Annotated in this window: 21 protein-coding genes and 2 riboswitches; of the genes, 12 read left to right on the top strand and 9 right to left on the bottom strand. The window is 52.4% G+C overall.

Features of this window, described 5'->3' with window-relative positions; all coding sequences use genetic code 11:
• Window positions 1–36: 36 nt before the first annotated feature.
• The 4 genes from argS to speE all read right to left on the bottom strand — a co-directional run bounded on the left by argS (window position 37) and on the right by speE (window position 4197).
• Window positions 37–1716 carry an arginine--tRNA ligase gene (gene argS / locus M891_RS0112610; RefSeq protein ID WP_028539097.1) on the bottom strand — a complete coding sequence of 560 codons (1680 nt, stop codon included), beginning with the start codon at window positions 1714–1716 and terminating at the stop codon, window positions 37–39.
• Window positions 1717–2136: a DUF1934 domain-containing protein gene (locus M891_RS0112605; protein ID WP_028539096.1), complete on the bottom strand. Its 420-nt coding sequence runs from the start codon at window positions 2134–2136 to the stop codon at window positions 1717–1719.
• A 154-nt stretch (window positions 2137–2290) separates the two neighbouring features.
• A complete protein-coding gene (locus M891_RS0112600; protein ID WP_232228337.1) occupies window positions 2291–3235 on the bottom strand; it encodes a hypothetical protein in 945 nt (314 codons plus the stop codon).
• A gap of 134 nt (window positions 3236–3369) precedes the next feature.
• Complete coding sequence (speE, locus tag M891_RS0112595; protein WP_028539094.1) at window positions 3370–4197, bottom strand: polyamine aminopropyltransferase; 828 nt, start codon at window positions 4195–4197, stop codon at window positions 3370–3372.
• 214 nt (window positions 4198–4411) lie between these two features.
• Between speE and M891_RS0112590 the strand changes: the two genes are divergently transcribed.
• The 4 genes from M891_RS0112590 to M891_RS0112575 all read left to right on the top strand — a co-directional run bounded on the left by M891_RS0112590 (window position 4412) and on the right by M891_RS0112575 (window position 10480).
• Window positions 4412–6487 (top strand): transglycosylase domain-containing protein, encoded by a 2076-nt coding sequence (locus tag M891_RS0112590; RefSeq protein ID WP_028539093.1) that lies wholly within the window; start codon window positions 4412–4414, stop codon window positions 6485–6487.
• A 117-nt stretch (window positions 6488–6604) separates the two neighbouring features.
• Window positions 6605–7303, top strand: a complete 699-nt coding sequence (locus M891_RS0112585; protein ID WP_028539092.1) for a DNA-3-methyladenine glycosylase — start codon at window positions 6605–6607, stop codon at window positions 7301–7303.
• A 472-nt stretch (window positions 7304–7775) separates the two neighbouring features.
• Window positions 7776–8150, top strand: coding sequence for an ArsR/SmtB family transcription factor (locus M891_RS0112580; RefSeq protein ID WP_028539091.1), 375 nt, complete (start codon window positions 7776–7778; stop codon window positions 8148–8150).
• Window positions 8147–10480, top strand: coding sequence for a heavy metal translocating P-type ATPase (locus M891_RS0112575; protein ID WP_036700354.1), 2334 nt, complete (start codon window positions 8147–8149; stop codon window positions 10478–10480). Before M891_RS0112580 ends, M891_RS0112575 begins: the two co-directional genes overlap by 4 nt.
• 78 nt (window positions 10481–10558) lie before the next feature.
• Here M891_RS0112575 and M891_RS0112570 read toward each other — a convergent pair whose 3' ends face one another.
• Window positions 10559–11071: a YwhD family protein gene (locus tag M891_RS0112570; protein WP_028539089.1), complete on the bottom strand. Its 513-nt coding sequence runs from the start codon at window positions 11069–11071 to the stop codon at window positions 10559–10561.
• 187 nt (window positions 11072–11258) lie between these two features.
• Here M891_RS0112570 and M891_RS0112565 point away from each other — a divergent pair, with 187 nt between their 5' ends.
• From M891_RS0112565 to M891_RS23875, 6 genes are all read left to right on the top strand, one after another.
• Window positions 11259–13259, top strand: a complete 2001-nt coding sequence (locus tag M891_RS0112565; RefSeq protein ID WP_016314628.1) for a M1 family metallopeptidase — start codon at window positions 11259–11261, stop codon at window positions 13257–13259.
• Window positions 13260–13293: 34 nt separating this feature from the next.
• Window positions 13294–14124: a hypothetical protein gene (locus tag M891_RS0112560; RefSeq protein WP_028539088.1), complete on the top strand. Its 831-nt coding sequence runs from the start codon at window positions 13294–13296 to the stop codon at window positions 14122–14124.
• 220 nt (window positions 14125–14344) lie between these two features.
• Window positions 14345–14481, top strand: a riboswitch (cyclic di-AMP (ydaO/yuaA leader).
• A 4-nt stretch (window positions 14482–14485) separates the two neighbouring features.
• Entirely contained in the window at window positions 14486–14977 is a 492-nt protein-coding gene (locus M891_RS0112555; protein ID WP_028539087.1) for a C40 family peptidase, read from the top strand.
• 270 nt (window positions 14978–15247) lie between these two features.
• Window positions 15248–15510: riboswitch (cyclic di-AMP (ydaO/yuaA leader) on the top strand.
• 4 nt (window positions 15511–15514) lie between these two features.
• Complete coding sequence (locus tag M891_RS0112550; protein ID WP_028539086.1) at window positions 15515–16006, top strand: C40 family peptidase; 492 nt, start codon at window positions 15515–15517, stop codon at window positions 16004–16006.
• A 280-nt stretch (window positions 16007–16286) separates the two neighbouring features.
• A complete protein-coding gene (locus M891_RS0112545) occupies window positions 16287–16784 on the top strand; it encodes a GNAT family N-acetyltransferase (protein WP_028539085.1) in 498 nt (165 codons plus the stop codon).
• Between the two features lie 164 nt (window positions 16785–16948).
• A complete protein-coding gene (locus tag M891_RS23875; protein ID WP_157268804.1) occupies window positions 16949–17362 on the top strand; it encodes a c-type cytochrome in 414 nt (137 codons plus the stop codon).
• Window positions 17363–17395: 33 nt separating this feature from the next.
• Here the strand turns inward: M891_RS23875 and M891_RS0112535 are convergent, their stop codons facing one another.
• Complete coding sequence (locus tag M891_RS0112535; RefSeq protein ID WP_016314635.1) at window positions 17396–17695, bottom strand: 4a-hydroxytetrahydrobiopterin dehydratase; 300 nt, start codon at window positions 17693–17695, stop codon at window positions 17396–17398.
• Between the two features lie 169 nt (window positions 17696–17864).
• A complete protein-coding gene (locus M891_RS0112530; RefSeq protein WP_028539084.1) occupies window positions 17865–18158 on the bottom strand; it encodes a hypothetical protein in 294 nt (97 codons plus the stop codon).
• Window positions 18159–18345: 187 nt separating this feature from the next.
• On the opposite strand from M891_RS0112530, the gene motA reads away from it, so the two are divergent.
• Together motA and motB are read left to right on the top strand one after the other, a co-directional pair.
• A complete protein-coding gene (gene motA / locus M891_RS0112525; RefSeq protein ID WP_016314637.1) occupies window positions 18346–19149 on the top strand; it encodes a flagellar motor stator protein MotA in 804 nt (267 codons plus the stop codon).
• Window positions 19133–19942, top strand: a complete 810-nt coding sequence (motB, locus tag M891_RS0112520; protein ID WP_028539083.1) for a flagellar motor protein MotB — start codon at window positions 19133–19135, stop codon at window positions 19940–19942. Before motA ends, motB begins: the two co-directional genes overlap by 17 nt.
• Before the next feature lie 64 nt (window positions 19943–20006).
• Here the strand turns inward: motB and rluF are convergent, their stop codons facing one another.
• The gene (rluF, locus tag M891_RS0112515; RefSeq protein WP_028539082.1) at window positions 20007–20711 is read right to left on the bottom strand and encodes a 23S rRNA pseudouridine(2604) synthase RluF; all 705 of its coding nucleotides are present in this window, start codon (window positions 20709–20711) and stop codon (window positions 20007–20009) included.
• A gap of 41 nt (window positions 20712–20752) precedes the next feature.
• Entirely contained in the window at window positions 20753–22651 is a 1899-nt protein-coding gene (locus tag M891_RS0112510; RefSeq protein WP_028539081.1) for an ATP-binding protein, read from the bottom strand.
• Between the last annotated feature and the right edge of the window lie 317 nt (window positions 22652–22968).

The raw sequence follows: 22968 nt of genomic DNA, 5'->3' as shown, positions 1-22968 counted from the left end.
CTCAACTAAAGCAACTCGCGTAACAGCTTCCGCGAATTACATTTTTTCTGGCGCGGATACACCGATCAGACGAAGTACGTTGGCGAGCACCGTGCGTACCCCGCCGAGCAGCACCAGCCGTGCTGCCGTTTGTTCCGCGTCTTCTGTAATGACGCGCTCCGCCCGGTAATAGCTGTGGAACAGCGCTGCCAGTTCATAGACATAGCGGACCAATCGGTGCGGTGCGTAGTTCTCAGCAGCTACGTTAATTTCCTCCGGCAGCTCGCCGAGCTTCCGCAACAGATCGTATTCATGCTCAGCGGTCAGCTTGCTGAGATTCACGTTCTCTGCCGCCGGAATCTGAATGCCCTGCTCTTCCGCCTGGCGGAAGATACTGCAGATCCGGGCATGGGCATATTGCACGTAGTACACCGGGTTTTCATTGGAGGTGGAAATTGCCAGATCCATATCGAAATCCAGATGTGAATCCATGCTGCGCATTGTAAAGAAGTAACGGATCGGGTCTACCCCAACCTCATCCATCAAATCCACCATAGTGACCGCTTTACCGGTCCGTTTGGACATTTTCACCTTCTCGCCGTCTTGGAACAGGCTGACCATTTGCGCAATCAATACGGTCAGTTTCTCCGGATCTTTCCCGATCGCCTGCATGGCGGCCTTCACCCGAGGAATATAACCGTGGTGATCAGCGCCCCAAATATTGATGATCCGATCGAAGCCGCGATCATATTTATTGCGATGGTATGCGATGTCCGGCGTCAAATAGGTGTAGGTCCCGTCATTTTTCACCAATACACGGTCCTTGTCATCTCCGTAAGCCGTCGTTTTCAACCAGGTTGCTCCGTCTTGCTCATACGTCTGCCCCTTTTCACGCAGCTCGGACAGCGATGCTTCAACTTGGCCATCCTGATACAGGGACGTTTCGCTAAACCAGACGTCAAAGCGAACCCGGAACCGTTCCAGGTCGCGCTGGATTTTGGACAGCTCTTTCTCCAGTCCGAATTTACGCAGGAACGCGGTCCGTTCTTCTTCTGGCATTCCCAGCAGCTTGTCCCCCTGTTCGGCAACAAGCTCTTTGGCGAATCCCTTGATGTCTTCGCCATGATATCCGTCTTCCGGCATCTCTACGTCTTGTCCAAGCTCTTGGCGATAGCGAGCCTCAATGGATTTGATCAGATTGACGATCTGGTTCCCGGCGTCATTGATATAGTATTCGCGCGTCACGTCGTAACCGGCGAAATCCAGCACGTTGCACAGCGCATCACCTACAGCTGCGCCCCGGGCATGACCGAGGTGCAAGCTGCCTGTCGGGTTAGCGCTGACGAATTCGACTTGCACCTTTTTCCCATTACCTAATGAAGTGCGGCCATAGTTCTCACCTTCACGGTAGACCTGCAGCAGAATCGGATACAAATAACTCTTGCTTAACGTAAAATTGATAAACCCGGGACCGGCAACCTCTGCCTTCTCGATCCCAGCCTTTCCATAGTCCAGTTGCCCGAGAATTTCTTCCGCGATTTGGCGCGGATTCTTCTTGGCGATTCGCGTCAGTTGCATTGCCGCATTGGTCGCAAAATCCCCGTGTGCCTTGTCCTTCGGCACTTCTAAGACGATCGCCGGGATTTCCTCACGCTGCGCAAGACCAGCGGATACGATCGCATCCAGGATCGCTTCCTTCAGCGCCTGGTTCATTTGTTCCAACGGATTGTGTGGCATTTAAACGTCCTCCTGTATATGTAGACTGAGTTCAAAACGTCCTGATAGTTCTTCAAATACGTACAAATCATACTCCCAGATCACCTGACCAACCGCCCCGTCCCATCGGGATTCCAGCTTCACCGTGTCGGTAGAAAGATTAAACCGAGTAAAGGGTGAGCGGTAAAACCCTGGTGTTCGACTGCCGCTGCGGAAGGTTTGCTCGGCTTCTACGCCTCCGTGGCGGATGATTTTCAGCTCGTTCCTAGATAGTTTGATCATCGTTCGCGTCTTCGCACCATCCGGTCCCGGGTCTGGTTCTTCGTAGCGGATATATAAGGTGTCGCTCCGGCGGATGAGATCTCCCCGCAGGTGCTGCACCGTTTCTTCCGTTCCCTGTCGGCTTGTCAGCACAAGGCTTACCGGCTTGGTTTCCGGCATAGGTCAAAACTCCTTCCGACATCGATCCTTACTGTACTACTATAGCCAGTTCGCCCCGGCAATTCAATACATATACGGTACAACGCCCCCCATAGGCAAAAAAAGGAGCCGTTGCTTCAGCGGCTCCTTCCCTCCCTTCATGACCAGATACGGCCTACAAGGGTTGACTTAATGCGAGGTATTTCACTTTGTCATCCTGGAAATACACATGAAACCGGAAATAATCCCCGACTTTATAGCTCCAGCGGCTATCCAGCTTCAGTGCCTTTGTCCCTAATTTCTCCGTAACGTCAGCCGTGCTGATCCCCGTCTTTACGCCAGCTGCGCACTGGTGAACCGGCCGCGTAAAAACGATCATCCGATTCAGCTCCAGCACCCCGTCTCTAAATAAACGGGCTTCCTTCACCTGACCGGTACCGTCATCATAGTATGGCTTGGCCCAAACGATCTCCTCGGGCGGATATTGGGTTAGCCGCTGCTCCCATCCATCGAAGTCCAGGCCATCCACCTGCGCGGCTTCCCCGTCCAACGGAGCTGCAGGAGCCGTATCCAGGTTCACGGAGGATTCCTTCTCTTGCTCCACCCTTGCTTGCTCCTGCAGGGCATCCAACGAAGCCAGCTCCTCCCGCTCGCGGAACAGACCTTGCATCAACAGCAGCACCCGGTCGTCAGCGTAGTAATAATTCCCTTGATACTCAAAAGCGTTACTGGTTAAATCATAGGTTAGCTCATAGTGCGTGTTTGCCAACTTAAACTGCAGAACAACCGGCTTCCGGGAAGCCGCCGGTACCGAACCCGCAAGCGCACTTTTCATATCCGTATAACGCAGCGATTCCAACAGGACAAATTGCCGCTGCGCTGGAATGCGGGTATTTTTCCCGTTTCCGCCAACCGTGATCGCAAGAACCTCCTCATCCTTGAAAGGAAGATGGTCTAGCAAATACGGCGACTCGACAGCAAGATCGTTATTCGCAACGTCTGAAGCTTCTCCTGTAACCGTCGTCGGAGCTTGTACCGGCGTTTCAATGGAGTCGCCAGAAGGTGGTGCATCCGGACGGCCGTAAAAGATCCAGCCGACTACCATCACTACAACAATCATCGTAAGGCCCGCAAGCATGCTTCGGGCTGGGTTATTTCTTCTGATAAAAATCCCGCCTTGTCCCATGTGAAAGTGGTGATATAAATCATACTATCACACTTTAGACAGGCCATTTATAGTCCGAACGACGTATTTTACTTCACGAGGTCTTCCACGAACTTGGGCAGCACAAATGCGGCCTTATGAAGACGCGGCGTGTAGTACTTGGTGTCCAGTTCAGGGATGTTCGTCTCGTCCACCTGCAGTGGATCATAAACTTTGCTGCCCATTGTGAACGTCCACAACCCGCTTGGATAAGTTGGGATGTTCGCACCGTAAACGCGAACGATGGGGAAGATCTCTTTCACGTCTTTGTTCACCTTTTGAATCAAATCCGCTTTGAACCAAGGGTTATCAGTCTGGGCAACGAAGATGCCATCGTCTTTTAACGCCTCATAAATCCCTTGATAAAATCCGCGCTCAAATAAAGGCGCCGCCGGCCCCACTGGTTCGGTAGAATCGACCATGATGACGTCGTATTGATTTTTGCTTTCAATAATATGCATATAGCCGTCTGCGACCTGCACGTCCACCCGCGGATTATCCAGCTCCCCGGCAATCTCCGGCAAGTATTTCTTGGAATATTCAATAACCTTGCCGTCGATCTCGACCAGCACTGCCTGCTCCACTTCGGGATGCTTGATCACCTCGCGAATAACCCCGCCGTCCCCGCCGCCTACAACGAGCACCCGCTTCGGATTCGGATGGGTGAACAGCGCTGGATGCGCCACCATTTCGTGATAAACGAACTCATCTTTGATGGTGGTCATCACCATGCCGTCCAAGACGAGCATCCGGCCAAATTCCTCCGTATCTAACATCGCCAAGTCCTGGAACTCCGTTTTTTCCGTAACCAGCGTTTCGCGTATTTTTGCCGTAATCCCAAACACGGGGGTTTGCTTCTCCGTAAACCATAATTCCATGCGATCAACCTTCTTTCCTTATGATCAAATCGTGCAGGTCAGCCCAAAACATCATTTCCTATATTGTACCAAACGAAAAAATAATAACACATCTCCCAAATTAACGGCGCAAGCACAGCTTCTGACGTGAATGATCTCTCCCAAACTTTCCCATACTGAACTTTAGACGTTCGCAGCACGGATTTGCTATAGGATCGGAAAGGAGAGTCCTCTCGTGCAGAAACTCGTTCGCAGTGATCGACATTATCATAAACGTAAACCTCGCCGTCCGTGGCTTTTGCTGTTCAAGCTGATGGTCGGCACGGGGCTCCTTGGTCTATGCGCTGTCGGCCTCCTGCTCCTCTACTTGTCCCAAGCCGAACTGCCCCTCGCCGGATCAGATCGGAACTCGCAGCTGATCAACAGCCGGGGAGAGACGTTCGCGGTGTTTTCGGATGGCGGGAAGAACCGGGAAAGCGTGGAGCTGCAAGAGATCTCGCCTTGGCTGATCAAGGCGACGCTGGCGACCGAAGACCGGCAGTTTTACAACCATTTTGGCTTTGATTTGAAAGGGATGGCCCGAGCAACCCTGGTGAATATCAAAGAAATGGGCACCGTCCAAGGAGCGAGCACCTTAACCCAGCAGCTGGCGCGGAATTTGTATCTGTCGCATGAACGGACCTGGTCTCGCAAAATTAAGGAGGCGATGTACACCGCCCAGCTGGAGATGAAGTACTCCAAAGATGATATTTTGCGAATGTACCTTAACGAAATTTATTACGGGCATGGCGCGTACGGAATTGAAGCCGCCGCTCAGATGTATTTCGGAAAACCCGCAAAGGAGTTAAGTCTGGCCGAAAGTGCGATGTTAGCCGGGGTTCCGAAAGGCCCCACCTATTATTCGCCGTTTAATCATATGAAGAACGCCAAAGATCGTCAGCGTACCGTGCTGTCGGCGATGGTCGCCACGGGCGAGATCACGCAGCAGGAAGCCGATGAGGCATATGAGGCGATCCTGAATTTCCAATCGCCGAAGCAGCCAAGTCCCACCGATAAAGCTCCTTATTTCCGCGATTATATTCGCAATGTGGTAGTCGGCGAGCTTGGCTTTGACGAGACGCTGCTTGAGCACGGCGGGCTGAACATCTACACGACACTGGATCCGGATGCGCAGAAAGCAGCCGAAGAGGCGGTGGCTGCGGAGCTCGCAAACTCGCCGGATCTGGAAGCTGCTCTCATTTCCATCGATCCGCGCAACGGCTACATCAAAGCGATGGTTGGCGGTGTCAATTACAAGAAGAGTCAGTATAACCATGTCTTCGCCACAACGCGGCAGCCCGGCTCCAGCTTTAAGCCGATCATGTATCTCACCGCGCTGTCTTCGAGAAAATTAACCAGTGCCAGCAAGTTCAGCAGTCAACCAACGCTGTTCCATTACGACGACAACCGCAAAACCTATAGCCCGAAAAACTTCGGTGACAAATACTTGGGCGACATCGATATGCGACAAGCGATAGCGGCTTCGGACAATATCTATGCGGTCAATACGATTCTCACAGTAGGAGCCGAGCAGGTCATCGAAATGGGGCGAAAAATGGGCATTACCAGCCCGTTGCAAGCCGTTCCTTCGCTGGCGCTGGGGACGTCTCCGGTCAGCCCGTTCGAAATGGCTACGGCGTTTGCGGTGATCAGCAACCAGGGCCGCAGCGTGGAACCCGTGGCGGTGCTAAAAATTACCGATGCCAGCGGGCGCGTGTTATACGAGGCCAAACCGGCCAAAAGCGAACAAGTGGTAGAAGCTTCTGCCGCCTACGTACTGACGCATTTGATGGAGAGCGTATTTGAGACCGGAGGGACGGGCAACCGCGTCTCCAACGAAATCAAACGACCAGTCGCCGGGAAAACCGGAACGACTAGTACGGACGCCTGGCTTGTCGGCTTTACGCCGGAGCTGTCGACAGCCGTTTGGGTTGGCTATGACAAGGGCAAGACGCTTGGCACCACGGAGTCGCGAAAAGCCGCCCCGATCTTCGCCAAATACACGGAAAAGGCGTTGGAAAAAGTACCTCCGAAGATTTTTCCCATCCCGGACGGGGTGGTCAGCGTATACATCGATCCGGATACGGGGCTGCTCGCCACGAAGGATTGCCCAGACAAGAAACTGGAGGTGTTCATTGAGGGCACGGAGCCCACAGAGTACTGCACCACGCATGGAGAAGGCGAAGTCGAACCCGTACCGCCTCCAGCCGAGGTGGAGAAGAAGGAGAGCCACTCCTGGTGGGAAGATCTGAAACGCTGGTGGATGGATTAGAGGCTGGCTGTGGCTGGAGTTGGAGTTTGGGGTTGGGAGTTGGACAAGACATGAAAAAGTTCTTACGATAAAGGAAGCAATCGCTAGTAAAAAATGTTCAAGGAGACTTCCTTATCAATGGACCCGATCTTGAAGCAAATCAAACCGGGGGCGCCGTTGCCCCCGGCTTTTTATCGATTGACGGCCCTGGAGGCCGCCCCCCGTCTGCTCGGACAGACGCTGGTCCGACGTACGGAAGAAGGCGACATCCGCTGCCGCATCGTCGAAACGGAAAGCTACGGCGGCATAGAGGACAAAGGCAGCCACGCCTACGGAGGACGCCGTACCGCGCGGACGGATATTATGTTTGGACCCGGCGGAACGGCTTACATCTATCTGATTTATGGCATGTATAACTGCCTGAACGTCGTCACCGGTACGGAAGGCGACCCGCAAGCCGTGCTAATCCGCGCGGTCGAGCCTCTATCCTCGGCAGACGAAGCGGCGATGCGCCGCTATCGTGGGACGGCTGCCCGCAAGCCCGCGGATGTATCAGGCGGCCCCGGCAAGCTGTGCCGTGCACTGGACATCACGAAAGCGCTGAACGGTTTGCCGCTCGAACATCCCGGTGGTCCGCTTTGGATCGAAGGCGGATCGATGTCGGAGGGATCTGGAGCGGATGAAGTGATCGTCCAGGCACCGCGTATCGGCATTGCGTATGCGGAGGAATATGCGGCAAAGCCGTGGCGGTTTTATATTCGCGGCAACCCCTATGTGTCGGTCATTGACAAGCAAGCCAAGGTTTGGTCAGGAGACGCCGGCGTTGCCGATATCTAGGCTGCTGTCCGATCCTTTTAGACCATTATCCCGTTGCATCAGGAAGAGACGAAGCGGTTTGGCTGCGGTTTGCGAGCCCAGTTGTTCGCTTCAATAGTTCGCTTCAGTTCGCTTCGATGCAGTCAGCGATGACGACAGTATATCCGCTTCTCTCTCGATGCAGCCCGCCTCACTTTAGAAGCATGGGATGAAAATCCGTGCTCCTGTCTATTTTGCCTAATGACTCCGTTCAAGCATGGGGTCTCCTTACAAGATCACTTTCTAGGGAGACCTTCTTAGCATTCCTTCCCCTACACCCATCTGAATGAAAGGGATAATCCCGCAAAAAGGCACGACAAGAGCCCGAAGGGGCAGCAGAGCCTCTAAATCGTTGCCATACACATTCAAAAGTACCTTTGAATATGCTATAAGATCGCTTATACTTGAACTATATCATTCAAACGTTGATTTGAATAAAGGAGGTCGACGTTCCATGGCCGACACGGTAGAGACCGCAGATGTGTGCGAGCAGTATTGCACCGAACCTACACGTACGAACAGGCTTCGAGAAAGTCTGGAGGAACGGGACGTGAACGGGATGGTCCAGATCTTTAAGGCTTTGTCCGATCCGAATCGGGTGAAGATTGCTTATTATTTGCAACACCAAGAGCTATGCGTCTGCGATATCGCCGATTTACTCGATGTCTCCGTGGCGACGGCTTCCCATCATCTGCGCCAGCTGAAGGCACTGCATATCGCCAAATCGCGCAAGGAAGGCAAGAACGTCTACTATGCGTTAAGCGACCATCATATTCAGACGCTGGTAGCCATGACGCTGGAGCATCAGAAGGAGCAGATGAACGAATGAACTCAACAGTGGCAAAAAATCAAACGTCCGGCGAGAGCCATCGCATCGAGTATCGTGTGCTGGGATTGTCCTGTGCGAACTGTGCCCGGGAGATGCAGGAGGAAATTCAGCGCCTGGATTACGGGGAGGATGCCTCTCTTCTATATAATAGCGGGCGCCTGCTCCTCCATCCTGCAGTGGATTTGAAGCAGGTGGAGCGGATTTTGAAAAGAGACGGAGCCACCCTAATCTTACCGGGTCCCAGCTCCGCTGACGGTACGGCTGCTAAGGCTGCTTCGAAAGCCGTCTCCCAGAAGTCGGCAGAACTCGGAAACTCCAGTGAACCGCATGAACATGAAAGTCGCCTGGGGATCTGGCTACTGGTCATTTCCGCCGTGCTCTACGGGGGGACGTTTCTGCTCGACGTACCCAATGCCGTACAGATTGCAAGTTATCTGACAGCCATTGTCCTCAGTGGGTACACTACGTTCCTGCGCGGTTTGCGGAACTTGCTCCGATTGAAATTCAACATGGATACGTTGATGACCGTAGCCTTAACCGGTGCGGTGATGATCGGGGAATGGAAAGAGGCGACGTTGGTCGCGATATTGTTTGGTCTGAACGAGCTATTGGAGGGTTATGGCATGAACCGCGCCCGCCGCTCGCTATCGGCGCTATTGGATGCTGCTCCAAAGGAAGCGATTGTCATTCAAGACGGACGGGAAATGATCGTCCCGATCGCGCGGTTGAAGGCAAACGATATTGTGCTCGTCCGAGCCGGGGAGAAGATCCCTTCAGACGGCACGGTCCTGGAAGGGACGAGCGCCGTCAACGAAGCAGCCATTACCGGCGAATCGATTCCGGTCACGAAACAGCCCGGCATGCCGGTATTCGGCGGCAGCATCAATACGGAAGGCCTGCTTCAAGTCCGGATCGATAAACCGTACGAGGACTCGTCGCTGGCCAAAATCATGCATCTTGTCCAGGAGGCGCAGGATAAGAAAACGCCAACCGAACTGTTCATCGATCAGTTCGCTAAATGGTACACGCCGGCCATCATGATTCTGGCGGCGCTGGTGATGCTGGCTCCGCCGCTGCTGTTCGGGCAGCCGTGGATGAAATGGATCTACGAAGGTCTAGCCATTCTGATCGTTGGCTGCCCGTGCGCCCTTGTGCTGAGCTCGCCGATCGCGCTGGTCAGCGGAATGACCCGCTGCGCGCGGCTCGGCGTACTCGTCAAGGGCGGTGTACATCTGGAGCAGCTCGGGAAGCTGAACGCGATCGCGTTCGATAAGACCGGCACCCTGACGAAGGGGCAGCCGGAGGTGCAGCGCGAGATCGCGTATGTGCCGCAGCGGTTTTACACGGTAGCCGCCGCACTGGAGCGCGGCTCCCTGCACCCGCTGGCCGCTGCGGTGGTGCGTTACGTTGCCGCCCGCACCGGCGGCAACAGCGACGTGGCTTGCTACTGCGAACCCGCCAGCAGCGGGCATGGCCGCGGCGCTCACGGAGCTCGCGCCGATGGCGCCCAGCGCGATGACGGCTGGGCGCATCCCGCCGGGCTCACGACCTTGCCCGGCGTGGGCGTGAGCGCCGAGGTCGACGGCGTTCGCTGCTATGTCGGCAGCGAAGCGCTGCTCGCGCAGCTCTCCCTCGGCGGCGAGGAGCGGGCGCGCGTTGCCGCAGACCTCGCGCGCCTGAAGGCGGAGGGCCTCACCGTGGTGCTCGCCGCGGAATCCGCGCGCGTGTTGGGCCTGTTCGGCCTCGCCGATGAACTCCGTCCGGAAGCTCCGGACGTCGTCCGCGCCTTGCACCGCGCCGGAGTCGCCCGCACCGTCATGCTGACGGGCGACCACGCCGCGGCGGCCCAAGCGATCGCTGACCGCAGCGGTGTCAGCGAATGGCATGCCGGCCTGCTGCCAGAGCAGAAGGTCGCGCAGATCCAAGCACTGGCCGGCCGCGGGAGCGTGGCGATGGTCGGCGACGGGATCAACGACGCTCCGGCCTTGGCTGCCGCCGATCTCGGGATCGCCATGGGCCAAGGCACGGACAGCGCCGTAGAGACCGCCGACATCGTCCTGATGCAGGATCATCTCGGTCATCTTCCCCGCGCCATCCGCATCGCAAGGCAGGCCAAACGGATCGTCGCCTGGAATATCAGCCTCTCGCTTGCGCTGAAGCTGATCGCCCTGCTGCTGACGATCCCCGGCTGGCTCACCTTGTGGGTCGCCGTCATGTCCGATATGGGCGCGACCATTCTCGTCACGCTGCTCGGACTGACCATTTTACTCGGTAAGGACCCGCAAACGGCGGCGGGTTCGCCGAAGATTCAAGTCAGCCCCCAGCGCTAACTTCCCTTGCCAAGCAAAACGCCCCTTCCGGGAGTTCAACCGGATAGGGGCGTTTCTTTTATGCCTCATTTCTTCAGTTCACGCGTCCAAGGCCGCCTTCAGCTCTTCCGGCGAGCGATCCCACCATTCCGCGTTGGTCTCGATCAGCAGCTGCTTCAGCCCAGCCTTCTGCTCTTTGCTCAACCCGTCCAAAATCACTCTGCGTTTTAACGCATAATCCATTTTGTTGACATGGTCGGCAAGAATTTTCCAGCCGCGGCGTGCTTCCGTGTCAATCAACATTTCGCAAGCCGTCATGCCGCCGTAAAATTGGCCTTCCGGCCCGCGGTCTACCGCAACCCAAACGATCCAGACCTGCCGGCCATTGGGTACGTCCTCCCGGTTGGTCGAGAATTTGATGCCTTTCTCCACCTTGCTTTTCGCATGCATGGCACCAACATCAATGTACACCTCATCCCCGTCGATGATGACCGGAGACATGCTGTTCAAATCGATGGAACCTGCACCAAAGCCTTTATGTTTGCTCTTCTCATCGTTGCTGATAATGTTGAGGGCAAAAATCTTTTTACCCGATTTCGGTGTCTGATCCATAATTCCCTCCATATTTCGCATACCTGCCGCCTCGTTCTCATAAGCAAGGCAGCTTCTATCGTTATCCTTACATCTCAATCCTAGTTCAAAAAATGGCTTTTTAACTACCTCTCAATTTTAACTAATAATCTTCCAAATGCAAACATATACATGCTGTAGATGCTTGTCAACGGGAGGTATCCATTGTATGACCCGACGTACTATTGTCTACGGCATTTCTATCCTTGCCTTGTGCCTCACCCTCGGAGCCGCCTGGGTGACCCTGCGGGAAGGTGGGGAATCGCTGGCTTCGTTCGTCCCGGCCAAGGCGGAGCCTAAAGCGGTCCAAAAAACCGGACAAACCCCAACGCCGCCGCAAACTGAAACCATTCAGCAACCGACCGCCGAAGTGCTCAGCAATCGGGTCGCCGAATATCACATCGACGTCACGCTGAACGAGCAAGAGGGGACGTTAACCGGCTCAGAGACGCTGACTTGGACCCATCCCGGCAAGAAGACGATCAACGAGGTGTACTTGCACTTATATCCGAACGCGTTTGCTTCCGAGGATACGACGTTTATGAAAGAATCGGGCGGAAAACTGCGGAACGACGTCATGCCTAAGGACGGCTGGGGATCCATGGAGATCACCGAACTGAAAACGACCGACGGCATCTCCTTACTGCATCGGATCCAGTACGTTCAGCCTGACGATGGCAATACGAAAGATCAAACCTTAGCCAAGGTTCGGCTGCCCGTGCCGGTCCAGGGCGGTGAAAGCCTGACGCTGCGGATGAAATTCACCGTCAAGCTGCCGAAGATTTTTGCCCGTATGGGCATTGCCGACGATTTCGTCATGGCAGGGCAATGGTTTCCTAAGATGAGTGTGTACGAGCCGGTGGGGACTCGGGGGCGGACGTCCGAAGGCTGGAACCTCCATCAGTATCACGGGAACTCGGAATTTTACTCCGACTTCGGGATTTACAGTGTAAGGATCAATGTGCCCGAGACGTACACCGTGGCAGCCACTGGTTTTCAGACCAAAAAGGCAGTCTTGAAGAACGGACGGAAAACCTTGCAATTCTACGCCGACGATGTCCACGATTTCGCTTGGGCGGCTTCGCCGAACTTCATCTACATGGAAGAGCCCTTCTCCTCAGCAGAAGTTCCCGGCGTGCGCATTAAGCTGTATCTCGATCCCGCACATAAGGATCTGAAGGAACGCTACTTCTATGCCGCCAAGGTCGCTCTGGCAAACTACAGTAAGTGGTATGGCCGGTACCCGTATTCCACGCTGTCCGTGGTCGTTCCACCGGCGAACGCAAACGGGGCCGGCGGCATGGAATATCCGACTCTAGTTACCGCGTTTGGGGCCGTCAGCGATTCCCCTGGATACGATGATCTGGAGCGCACGGTCATCCACGAAATCGCCCATCAGTTCTTCTACGGGATGATCGCCAACAATGAACTCGAGGAAGCTTGGTTGGATGAAGCCTTTGCCTCCTATGCAGAGGATAAGCTCATGGAGCAGGAGTTCGGCATCACCCCGAATTTGCCGATCCAATCGGCCATGATTACTTCACCGGCTTCCTTGACCCAGAACGCCTGGAAATACGGTCCCGGGGATGGCTATGCCAAGAATGCGTACTACCGCGGCAAATTAATCCTGCTGGATATCGAGCGGCAGGTCGGCAGCAAGACGATGAGGCGGATTCTGAGCACATACAGCCAGAAATATCGGTTTAAGCACCCAACGACCGCTGATTTCCAACGGGTAGTTGAGCAAGTGACCGGCCGCAGTTGGAAAGCGTATTTTCAACAATACGTCTATGATGGGAAAATGGCGGATTTTGCAGTAGACAACATTCAAATCACTCCAATCAACCAGGAAAGCGGTCAGATATACGAGTCGAAAGTGGTCTTTACCCGCAAAGGGGCAACCCATCCGAAGGTTCCGCTGCTGTTCACCTTCACCGATGGGCACACCGTACGCAAGCAATGGAACGGGGAAGATTCTCGCCTCGAGATCAAGCTGCAATATAAAGCACCGCTGGCATGGGTTCAGATCGACCCGGACTACACCTTAACGGTGGAGAACCTTCACATCAACAACTATCTGAAAGCAGAAGTCCCTGAAACCACGTTGTCTCGCTCCAATATGAGCGTCACCAAGCTGCTTGAAGCGATCCTTGGAGGACTTCTGTGGTAACCCTAGGTCCATACTTCTATAAGGAGGGAAAGAAATGAGTTTCGTTCGTTTAGGGTGGACTGCCCTGAAAAGCCAATTTCCCTCGGTCATCATCTTGTTCCTGTACCAGCTGCTGTGGGGATTGTTCTTGTACCGGTTGGTCGATACTGCCGTAACGGCGCTGCTGCAAAGATATCCTGACCCGCCGCCCACGGCGCTATCGAAACTCCTGTTCTTGCTTGAGGGACAGATGAATTTATGGAGCAATCCCGAGGTTCGGTTGTATTGCTGGCTGCTGGCAGGGATGATCGTCCTGCGCATGATCTTGACTCCGTTGATCCAGGCGGGAATCTTCTACGGCTTCACACCGGCGGAAAATCGCAACCCCGGCTTCCCCCTGTTCCGAGGAATGAAGGAATTTGGTAAACCGGTAATTTTGTTCTACGCGATGGAGCTCGTGCTTACCTTGTTGCCCGCCTTCTGGATTGTGCCGAGACTACTGTCGCTTTGGCCGGGGTTGACCGGGATGGAACTTCCGATGGCAACCTGGCTCACTGGGCTTGGGCTGATCCTGGGCTGGTTCATTTACGGTTGGTTTATCCGGCAATGCCTATTGTTTGTCCAGTTCGGCTACTTGTTTAAAGCCGGAGTTTGGAATTCCCTGCTAGCTTGCTTCCGAACCCTGTTGCAGGGCATCTCTATCTCGCTAATTCTCGGGGCTTTTGGCCTGATCCTCTTCCTTCTCTTCGGCACCGCATCTTGGATTTGGACGGGGATGCTGGCCCTCATCCTGCAGCAGGCTTATCCTCTCTTTCGCTGCACATTTAAGGTCTGGAAGATCGCCTCTCAATTTCATCTTTGGCAGTCCAAGGCACAAAAAAGTTAAAATTTTTTAACTCCTCAAAACCCTGTAACATCAAGGCCTTCGCCGTTCGGCGAAGGCCTTCCGTCCTATTTCCCCTCTTAATCTTGTGAATTAAGCATTGCCAAAAGATACCTACCTTTGTTACAATAACAGCAACGCAATTTCAGTAACAGTTTTGTAATTATTTTTGTCATCTTTGGCAGGAGATTCGTGCCGGATGTCAAATTAGAAATGACAGGTGTGAAAAACAAAGCCGAATTCCCTTCACCAGGGAAACGGGGGAACCACTTTGGGTGAATTGATCTCGTTTGAGAGGGATCATAGGGAACCTTCAACCGAATCCTTAAGCTAACCTCGTAGGCATTGGAAGGAGCATAACTTCTTGAAGAAGCGTTTGACGGTAGCAGCAGTAAGTTTTGCCATGCTTTTCACCATTGGAACTGGCAGCGTTTTCGCCGATTCCAAACTGGACAGTGTCATCGACGGCGCGCTTGGTAGCAGCTACGTTGCAGGCGGAACCACAACCTCCGGATTCGACTGTTCTGGATTTACGATGTACGTCTTCTCGAAGATCGGCATCAAGCTGCCTCATCAGTCCGCATCCCAATACAAAATGGGTACGGAGGTTGACAAGAGCGAACTGATCGAAGGCGATTTGGTCTTCTTTAATACTTCCGGCAAAGGCGTTTCTCATGTCGGCATCTATGTCGGCGACGGCAAATTTGCTCATGCCTCCTCCTCCAAAGGTGTAGTCATCAGCAAATTAAGCGAGAAGTACTACGTCGAGCGTTACGTTGGCGCGAAACGAATCATGAGCAACGACAAGTATGAAGATGTAACCGGTGAAATTGCTGATCACGATGATGTTCAATAAGAACTCGCTACGAAGCCCGTGGGGATGTTGATTACAACGTCTCTGCGGGTTTTTTCCTTGGATCCCCTTTCTTTCTCCTACTCTTTTCTTTAGCCCTAGTCTCTTAGGAACCATTACCCACGAATCCCTTCGCGAACACAGGCCAATAGAAGCGTTTTTTTCGACAAACTTGTCATCTCTGGACGGCTTTGGTAAAATGAAGAACGTAAATGGTAACAACTTTGTAATTATTGTTGTAACTATTTCTATGCAAGATCTTGGGTGCCATCTACAATGAAACTGCCGAATTCCCACGCACCCGGGAAGCGGGGGACCCACCAAAGGGTGAATTGATTTCGCTATAAAAGGTAACAGTCTCATCCTTCGTGATCCGAAGATGACTTTTTAACTTACCATTTCAATCAAGGTTAGAATCTCCATCCTGAGTTACTTCGTGATCCGAAGATGACTTTTTAACTTACCGCTATAGCAGATCATAGGGAACCTTCAACCGAATCCATAAGCTAACCTCGTAGGCCTTGGAAGGAGTAAGACATCTTGAGAAAGACTTTGACAGCAGCGGTAACGAGTTTAGCCCTCCTATTCACCTTGGGGGCAGGTAGCGCCTTTGCCGACTCCGCAAAAGCCGAGACAACGACGCTATCCAGTATCGTCGATTCCGTGTACGGGACGCCTTATAAATTTGGCGGCACCACGACAGCGGGATTTGATTGCTCTGGATTTACCCGGTACGTCTTCAGCAAGATGGGTATCAAGTTAGCACGTGTGTCTGCCGCTCAGTATAAGCAAGGCACACCGGTACCGAAGAGCGAGCTTCAAGCTGGGGATCTCGTCTTCTTCAAGACGACGGGGACGGGCAAAGTATCCCATGTTGGTGTTTACGTCGGCGACGGTGAATTCGCCCATGCATCCTCATCCAAGGGCATCCGGATCGACAAGCTAAGCAACAGTTATTACCAGAACCGCTACGTTGGCGCGAAGCGTGTTCTCAGTAAGTACGGTTATTCCGTCTACGCTGCGGAATCGTAATCCATTGATCTATCGGTTTCATCCTGTTCATCATCACTAATTCGCCGCTGGGCCGGGTTCTCGTTGGAACCGCCTTGCGGTCTTTTTTTATCTGTACTCTTATCTATATAACGAAACAACCGGGAAAAAGGTTGCCGCAAAGCTAAATATCCAGGAGAAATCCCACAATTTTAATTTCCCGAAGGGTAGGCAAAAACCTTTACAAGCTGCGTAATTCCGGCTATTGTGAGGATAATGGAACAATTACGACGGACTTTCCTTTAATTAAGGAGGGGGCAATATGGACCAAACGATGTCTCCGTTTCGTATCGTACCGATGGAAGAAGCCCATGGCGCGGAAATTTGCACCTGGCGTTACGATTCTCCTTATGACATCTACAGTTGGCTGCCATGGGAGCAAATGAAAGCGCTCGACGTGGAGTTTGGGAACCCGGCGATCCGCGCCGAACAGTATGTCTCCGTGTTGGATGAGAAGGGGGAGCTTGCCGGCTTCGCTCAGTACTTCCCGATGGAAGGAGTCACCCGGCTTGGCATCGGTATGAAGCCCGAGCTATGCGGCCACGGGCTGGGCAAGCTGTTTGTGAGGACCATCGTGGAGGAAGCCTGGCGTCGTAAGCCGGATCATCAGATTGACCTGGAAGTGCTGACCTGGAACACCCGAGCGATCCGGGCTTACCAGAAGGCGGGGTTTGTCATTACCGATCTGTATGAGAAGATGACACCTGGCGGGGTGTCCAAACCGTTCTATTGTATGGTTCATAAAGGGCTGCCTGAATAAGGGCACGCTCTTTTTTATGTCTTGTTTTGATTAAGACTATGACTTATGGCACACAATTTAATGGAAACGGATAATTTTTGTTCCTAATTTGGACACAAAGACTATGATCAACCCGTGTGTTCCGTTATAATGGATAGGTAGCATACATAGGAGGGGCGATTGAAATGCAAAAGTGGATCATGAGCGGTTTGTTCGTCATCGCAGGCGCTTTAGCCCTTGTATTGATGTTCACCTTGCCAAGCCGGGAAGAGGCTGCGCAAGAAGCCAAGCCGCAAATGCCTGAAATCACCATGAACGCAGAACAAGCCGAAGCCATCGTCAAAGCAAATTGCATCTCCTGCCACGGTGATACATTGCAAGGCGGCGCGGGCCCAAATCTGCAGAAGATTGGATCGGAATTGACGGCAGACCAACTGTTCTCCATTATCACCAAAGGGAAGGGCGGCATGATGCCTTCTTTTAAGGATCGCTTAAAGGAAGAGGAAATTGCGAACGTCGCCTTATGGCTTGCGGNGNAAAAANAAACACGCGAAAAAAGCACAACCGCCGGGAATGTAAATTCCCGGCGGTTGTTTTGATACCTCTATAAATCCGATCATGAGCTGACTTGGCTAATCCCCTGACCGCATCTTTTCGTAGGCCTCGTTATATTGCTGCGCCTCCTTGATGTCAACGGCTGTAATGCCGCCTTCCTCCCAAGAGGTCAAACGGAGCGTTACCGTTTTATAGTCGATTGTGATAAAGGGATGGTGGTTAAATGCTTCCGAGATCGCAGCTACCTCATCTACAAATGCGATCCCCTTCATAAAGTTGGAAAACGTATATTTACGAAAAATCCATCGTCCTTCCTCTAGTTCCCATCCTTCCAGTTTTTCCAAATGCGCTTCTACTTCTTGCGGTGTAAACGGCATTATTCTTCCTCCCGTTCTCTTCAAGAACTCCTGTATATGTAAGTTTCCTCGTCACGCACCAGGATCTGAAGTTTGATTTGTCCTAGCCTCGTCTCCAACTATTGTATTCTCGAACCCCTGCCTTCATGCTTATCGCCATTGGACGGTACAGCGGCAGCAACAGATGCGGTTATATCAAGGATACGGAGGTTAATTCGGAATCCCCGATCAGGATATTGATGCGATGTCCTTCGGGATCATAGATCACGATCGCACTGCCTACCTCAATCATCGGCTCCGAGCCCAACCCAAAGAATAAATCCTCCGCCAGAGCTTCAAGCACCTCGCCTCGATCCGTATCCGATAACCCTTCCCATTCCGAGGGCTCCATTTCGAAGAAAAGATAGCTATCTTGAATCCGGCCAACCGCGTTCGTCAAATCAGCCAAAATAAATTCATAATCCCTGCCGTGTTTTACGCCCACTGCGATATCCTCCCTTTCGGTCTTCTCCATTCTGACCGTAATCTTATTATACCGGAAAAAACCACTTAAAAAAAAAGGGAAATCTGTCGATAAAATAGTTAATCGTTTCAGACTGGTGTGTCAGCCTCTTCCGCAAGGACGCGGAAGGGCAAGTTGGTATCAATTTCTCTCAAGGACGAGGTGTACAATGGAATTTTCAACAATTATTGGTTTGATTCTCGGATTGATTGCCCTGATTTTAGGTATGTTCCTAAAAGGCGCACCCGTAGAAAGCTTGGTCCAGAACCCTGCGGCCTTCGTCATCATCTTTGTCGGAACGGCGGCAACGCTGTTTATGGGCTTCCCGTTATCGGAGTTGAAGAAGTTTCCGACCTTGATCAAAATGACGATCGTCAAACCGAAAATGATCAGCAAAGCGGAGTTGATCACCCTGTTTACGGAATGGGCGACCATTACCCGCCGCGAAGGCTTGCTGGCGCTGGAAGCGAAGGTTGAAGAGATCAACGATGACTTCCTGCGCGGTGGGATGCGGATGATCATCGACGGCAACGATCAAGAATTCGTGCAGGATGTCCTGACTGAGGATATTGCGGCCACCGAGGAGCGCCACAAAGCAGGTGCTCTGATGTTCTCTCAGGCGGGGATGTACGCTCCGACACTCGGGGTGCTTGGTGCGGTTGTCGGTCTGATCGCCGCACTGTCCGACATGAGCGATATGGAGATTCTGGCTCATGCCATTTCAGGTGCATTTATTGCGACGGTATTCGGTATTTTCACCGGTTATGTGCTGTGGCACCCGATCGCCAATAAACTGAAACGTCTCTCGAAGAAAGAGATGGAGATCCGGTTGATGATGGTGGAAGGCCTGCTGTCCATTCAATCGGGTGTGTCTACGATTGCAATTCAACAGAAACTTGCCGTGTTCTTAACCCCTGCGGAACGTGCGGAAATCTTTGAAAAGGGGGCCGGTGATGGTGAGCAAAAAGAATAAGAAACACCAAGATCACGAGGAACATGCCGACGAGAGCTGGCTGCTCCCTTATTCTGACCTGATGACGCTGATGCTGGCGCTGTTTATCGTCCTCTATGGGATGAGCACAGTGGATGCGATGAAGTTCCAAGAGATGAGCGAAGCATTTAAGAGCGTGCTGACCGGAGGCACCAGTGTCCTCGATCAAAACGCCATGATCAGCAACAACAAGACTTCGCTCAGCGAAATCGAGACGCCAAAATCCACCCAGGATGGCTTAATGACGAAGAAGAACGAGCTGAAGCGTCAAGAACAGCAGAACCTGGAAGCTTTGAAGAAGCAGCTAGACACCTATATCAAGGAAAATGGATTAACGGATGACCTGGAAACGAAACTCAATCAATCCCAGCTGATGATCACGATTAGCGACAAGGCGCTTTTCGCTTCAGGAGAAGCCGTGGTGAAACCGGAAGCTCGTCAGTTAGCTAAGGCGATCTCCAACATGCTTCAGCAATTTCCGGATTATGAGGTTATCGTATCCGGCCATACCGACAACGTGCCGATCTCAACCTATGAATTCCCGTCGAACTGGGATTTAAGCTCGGTACGGGCGCTCAATTTCATGAAAATTCTCCTGCTGAACACGAACTTGGATCCGAAGAAGTTCAGCGCCATCGGATACGGGGAATATCACCCCGTTGCCAGCAACGATACGGCTGTGGGCCGCGCACAGAACCGCCGGGTCGAAGTGTCAATCATCCGCAAGTACACGGATAGCACCGAGCAGCTTGGTGTAACAGCTGCCCATGAATAAAGAAGCAAAGGACAGGCGCCTTAGATGTAAGGCAACCTGTCCTTTATCTTTTGTCCATGTTACGTTAGGAAAGCTGGTAATTCAGGGCCAAGCCCAACTCCCGCTTCTCTTGTTCAGTTAAGTCGCGCCAAGTGCCTACCTTCTGCTGACCGAGATGAATGTTCATAATCCGGATGCGCTGCAATCTGCGTACTTCATAGCCGAGAGCGCTGCACATCCGGCGAATCTGCCGGTTCTTCCCCTCGGTCAGAATAATTCGGAACACCCGATCCGAAACCCGCGTCACCTTGCACGGCAACGTCATCTCCCCGAGAATTTTGACGCCTTCGCTCATCGCTTTCACAAAGCTAGGGGTAATCGGCCGATCCACGGTCACGATATATTCCTTCTCGTGCTTGCCTTCCGCCCGCAAAATTTTATTGACGATATCGCCATCGCTGGTGAGCAGGATCAATCCCTCGGAATCTTTATCCAAGCGCCCAATCGGAAAAATCCGCTCCGAATGCCCAACGAAATCCACAATATTGCCTTTCACATGCGTTTCCGTTGTGCAGGTGATCCCCACCGGCTTATTTAAAGCGATGTACACGTGTTTAGAACGCTTGGCCGCAATCGCCCTCCCGTTGACCCGGACATCGTCTCCTGGCTCCGCCTGGCTGCCTAGAATCGCCTTGACGCCGTTAATGGTCACTTGGCCCGACTCGACCAGCTTGTCCGCCTCTCGTCGGGAGCAAAATCCCGTTTCACTAATGAATTTATTAATTCTCATGGTGCTGTCTTTGGTCCCTCCGCATAGCCTAGCAGTTCGCTTTAATTCGCGAGATCCGCTTGCCCTTTGTTATGTTCTTCTTCCTCCTGTACAAGCGGGAGGGTAATAGTTACAGCCGTTCCTTTGCCAAGCTCGCTTTCGATCTTCAGCGTCCCGCGGTGTCCCTCAATGATCCGCTGGCTGATCATGAGACCGAGACCGGTTCCTTTCTCCTTGTTCGTGTAAAAAGGCTCGCCCAACTTCTGAAGCCGATCTTTAGCAATCCCTTCGCCTTCGTCGATGACGCGGAGCACAGCAAAGCCACTGTCGTCCTCTTCCACTTGAAGCAGGATCTTACCTCCTTTGGGCATGGCCTCCATGGCATTTTTCAACAAGTTGATGAATACCTGCTTCAATTGGTTCTCTTCACAGTGTACCAGAACCGGGCTTGGCGAGAAATGCACTTCAAATTCAATATTATGTAAATGGGCTTCGCTATCCAACAAAGAGACGACGTCCCCCATCGTGAAGCGGACGTCCTTGATCTGAAACTGCACTGCCTGAGGCTTGGCTAAAATCAGAAATTCGCTGACGATCAGATTAATTCGGTCCAGCTCCGCCAGCATCACATCGGTATGCATCACGTTCACCGTCCGGGTGCGCTGCTGCATTTGCAGAAACCCGCGAAGCGTCGTCAACGGATTGCGGATTTCATGTGCAACCCCGGCGGCGAGCTGCCCTACCGTGGTGAGCTTCTCAGACCGACGCAACAGGTCTTCCATTTTATTGTGCTCCGTCATGTCGCGGGAAATGCTGATCAATGCGGTAATTTTGCCCGCTTGGTCGAAGATCGGTGATACGCTGATACTCACCTCAACTTGGCTGCCGTCCTTGCGCAATCGAACCGTCTCCGCCAATACCGATTCAGCGGTTTCAATCACTTCCGCCTCCGGACGCCAAATGGTCCGCCCATCTAACTCGAACTCCGGAAGATACTCGAGATACTTCCCGACAATTTCTTCGCTGCTCCAGCCGTACAGCCTTTCGAAGGCGGCATTGACTTGCAACACCCGCCCTTTGACATCCGTAATATGGATCGCATCCGCCGTCTGGCTTATGATCGATTCCAGATACTCCTTCATGGACCGGTTCTCTTCGCTTTTTTGCCTCAGCTCGGTCGTATACCGGCCCAAGTTGTCCGCCATGATGTTAATTTTGTGGGCAAGGAGTCCAAGCTCGTCAAAGCTGCTGACTTTTAAACGAGTATCCAGCCGGCCTGAAGCCAACACATTCACCTGGTCTAAAATATGGCGAATCGGTCGGATCAGCCCGCCAGCCATCCAATAGCTCCCCGTCACCATTAATGCCAACAGACTAACGGAAACGATAAGCTGACCGATCATCTGCTTGTTGATCGCATCGGCAATCGGGGAATAACTAGACACAACACGAATGACGTAAGGATTCTCCCTGTAATTCGAAATGGGAACATAGCACTCCAGCACACGTTCGCCGTTAATCCGAGTATCCACTACCAGGCTGCGATTTTGCGAAATGGCCTCTGCGACCGATTGTCTCAAGCCTTCATCATTTTTATAGTTATAGGTACCGAACAGCCGATGGTTCTCATCAAAATGATTCGGGTCAATTCCTGTAATCTCCAACAGACTGCGGTTCGTACTCATCGATTTTTGCGCAATACGATCCGGGCTGGTCATGATCAGGATCGCATCCGTCATGTCGCTGCTCATTTTTCCGCCCAACGTGAGCTTGACATAATTATACAACGAACGACTTTGTTCGACAGCAATAGCAATTTGATTCGCGGTCAGCATCATGTTCGCTTCGCTGTCCCTGCGCAGATTGTCCCGTACCGTAAAATAACTTAAAACGATATTCAGAGAGAGGATAATCAGCGCAAAACAAGATATAATCAAAGCGAGCTTGGTTTTTATAGTCAAGTGTTTATCCCACCTCTGGAACTAATTTATGGATATTTATGGGATTCACAATTTCTACATACATCATACCTTTTACGACATGTTTTGCAAAGACGTTGAATTTCCCAGATCGTATCCTTACAATATGTAGAAATGCCTACAAAGCCAGTTCTTGAGTCTTATCTATGAGACGTGATGTTCTGTTGAGTTATCCACAAATTATCAACATACTCACAATGTTCTGGATAATATGTGTATAAAAATGGGGATATTCTTGCAGTTATACACAATGTTATTCACAACATGTTAACAACGAATGCCTGTTCGTTGGACAAAAC

Origin of the sequence: Paenibacillus sp. J14, assembly GCF_000518465.1 — a bacterium.
GTDB classification, from domain to species: domain Bacteria; phylum Bacillota; class Bacilli; order Paenibacillales; family Paenibacillaceae; genus Fontibacillus; species Fontibacillus barengoltzii.
This window is presented reverse-complemented; position numbering and strand designations above follow the sequence as displayed.

Excerpts from the sequence above, each read along its gene's own strand:
- argS (WP_028539097.1), bottom strand. The coding sequence starts at position 1,716 with ATGCCACACAATCCGTTGGAACAAATGAACCAGGCGCTGAAGGAAGCG.
- M891_RS0112605 (WP_028539096.1), bottom strand. The coding sequence starts at position 2,136 with ATGCCGGAAACCAAGCCGGTAAGCCTTGTGCTGACAAGCCGACAGGGA.
- M891_RS0112600 (WP_232228337.1), bottom strand. The coding sequence starts at position 3,235 with ATGATTGTTGTAGTGATGGTAGTCGGCTGGATCTTTTACGGCCGTCCG.
- speE (WP_028539094.1), bottom strand. The coding sequence starts at position 4,197 with ATGGAATTATGGTTTACGGAGAAGCAAACCCCCGTGTTTGGGATTACG.
- M891_RS0112585 (WP_028539092.1), top strand. The coding sequence starts at position 6,605 with ATGGACCCGATCTTGAAGCAAATCAAACCGGGGGCGCCGTTGCCCCCG.
- M891_RS0112580 (WP_028539091.1), top strand. The coding sequence starts at position 7,776 with ATGGCCGACACGGTAGAGACCGCAGATGTGTGCGAGCAGTATTGCACC.
- M891_RS0112575 (WP_036700354.1), top strand. The coding sequence starts at position 8,147 with ATGAACTCAACAGTGGCAAAAAATCAAACGTCCGGCGAGAGCCATCGC.
- M891_RS0112570 (WP_028539089.1), bottom strand. The coding sequence starts at position 11,071 with ATGGATCAGACACCGAAATCGGGTAAAAAGATTTTTGCCCTCAACATT.
- M891_RS0112565 (WP_016314628.1), top strand. The coding sequence starts at position 11,259 with ATGACCCGACGTACTATTGTCTACGGCATTTCTATCCTTGCCTTGTGC.
- M891_RS0112560 (WP_028539088.1), top strand. The coding sequence starts at position 13,294 with ATGAGTTTCGTTCGTTTAGGGTGGACTGCCCTGAAAAGCCAATTTCCC.
- M891_RS0112545 (WP_028539085.1), top strand. The coding sequence starts at position 16,287 with ATGGACCAAACGATGTCTCCGTTTCGTATCGTACCGATGGAAGAAGCC.
- M891_RS0112535 (WP_016314635.1), bottom strand. The coding sequence starts at position 17,695 with ATGCCGTTTACACCGCAAGAAGTAGAAGCGCATTTGGAAAAACTGGAA.
- motA (WP_016314637.1), top strand. The coding sequence starts at position 18,346 with ATGGAATTTTCAACAATTATTGGTTTGATTCTCGGATTGATTGCCCTG.
- rluF (WP_028539082.1), bottom strand. The coding sequence starts at position 20,711 with ATGAGAATTAATAAATTCATTAGTGAAACGGGATTTTGCTCCCGACGA.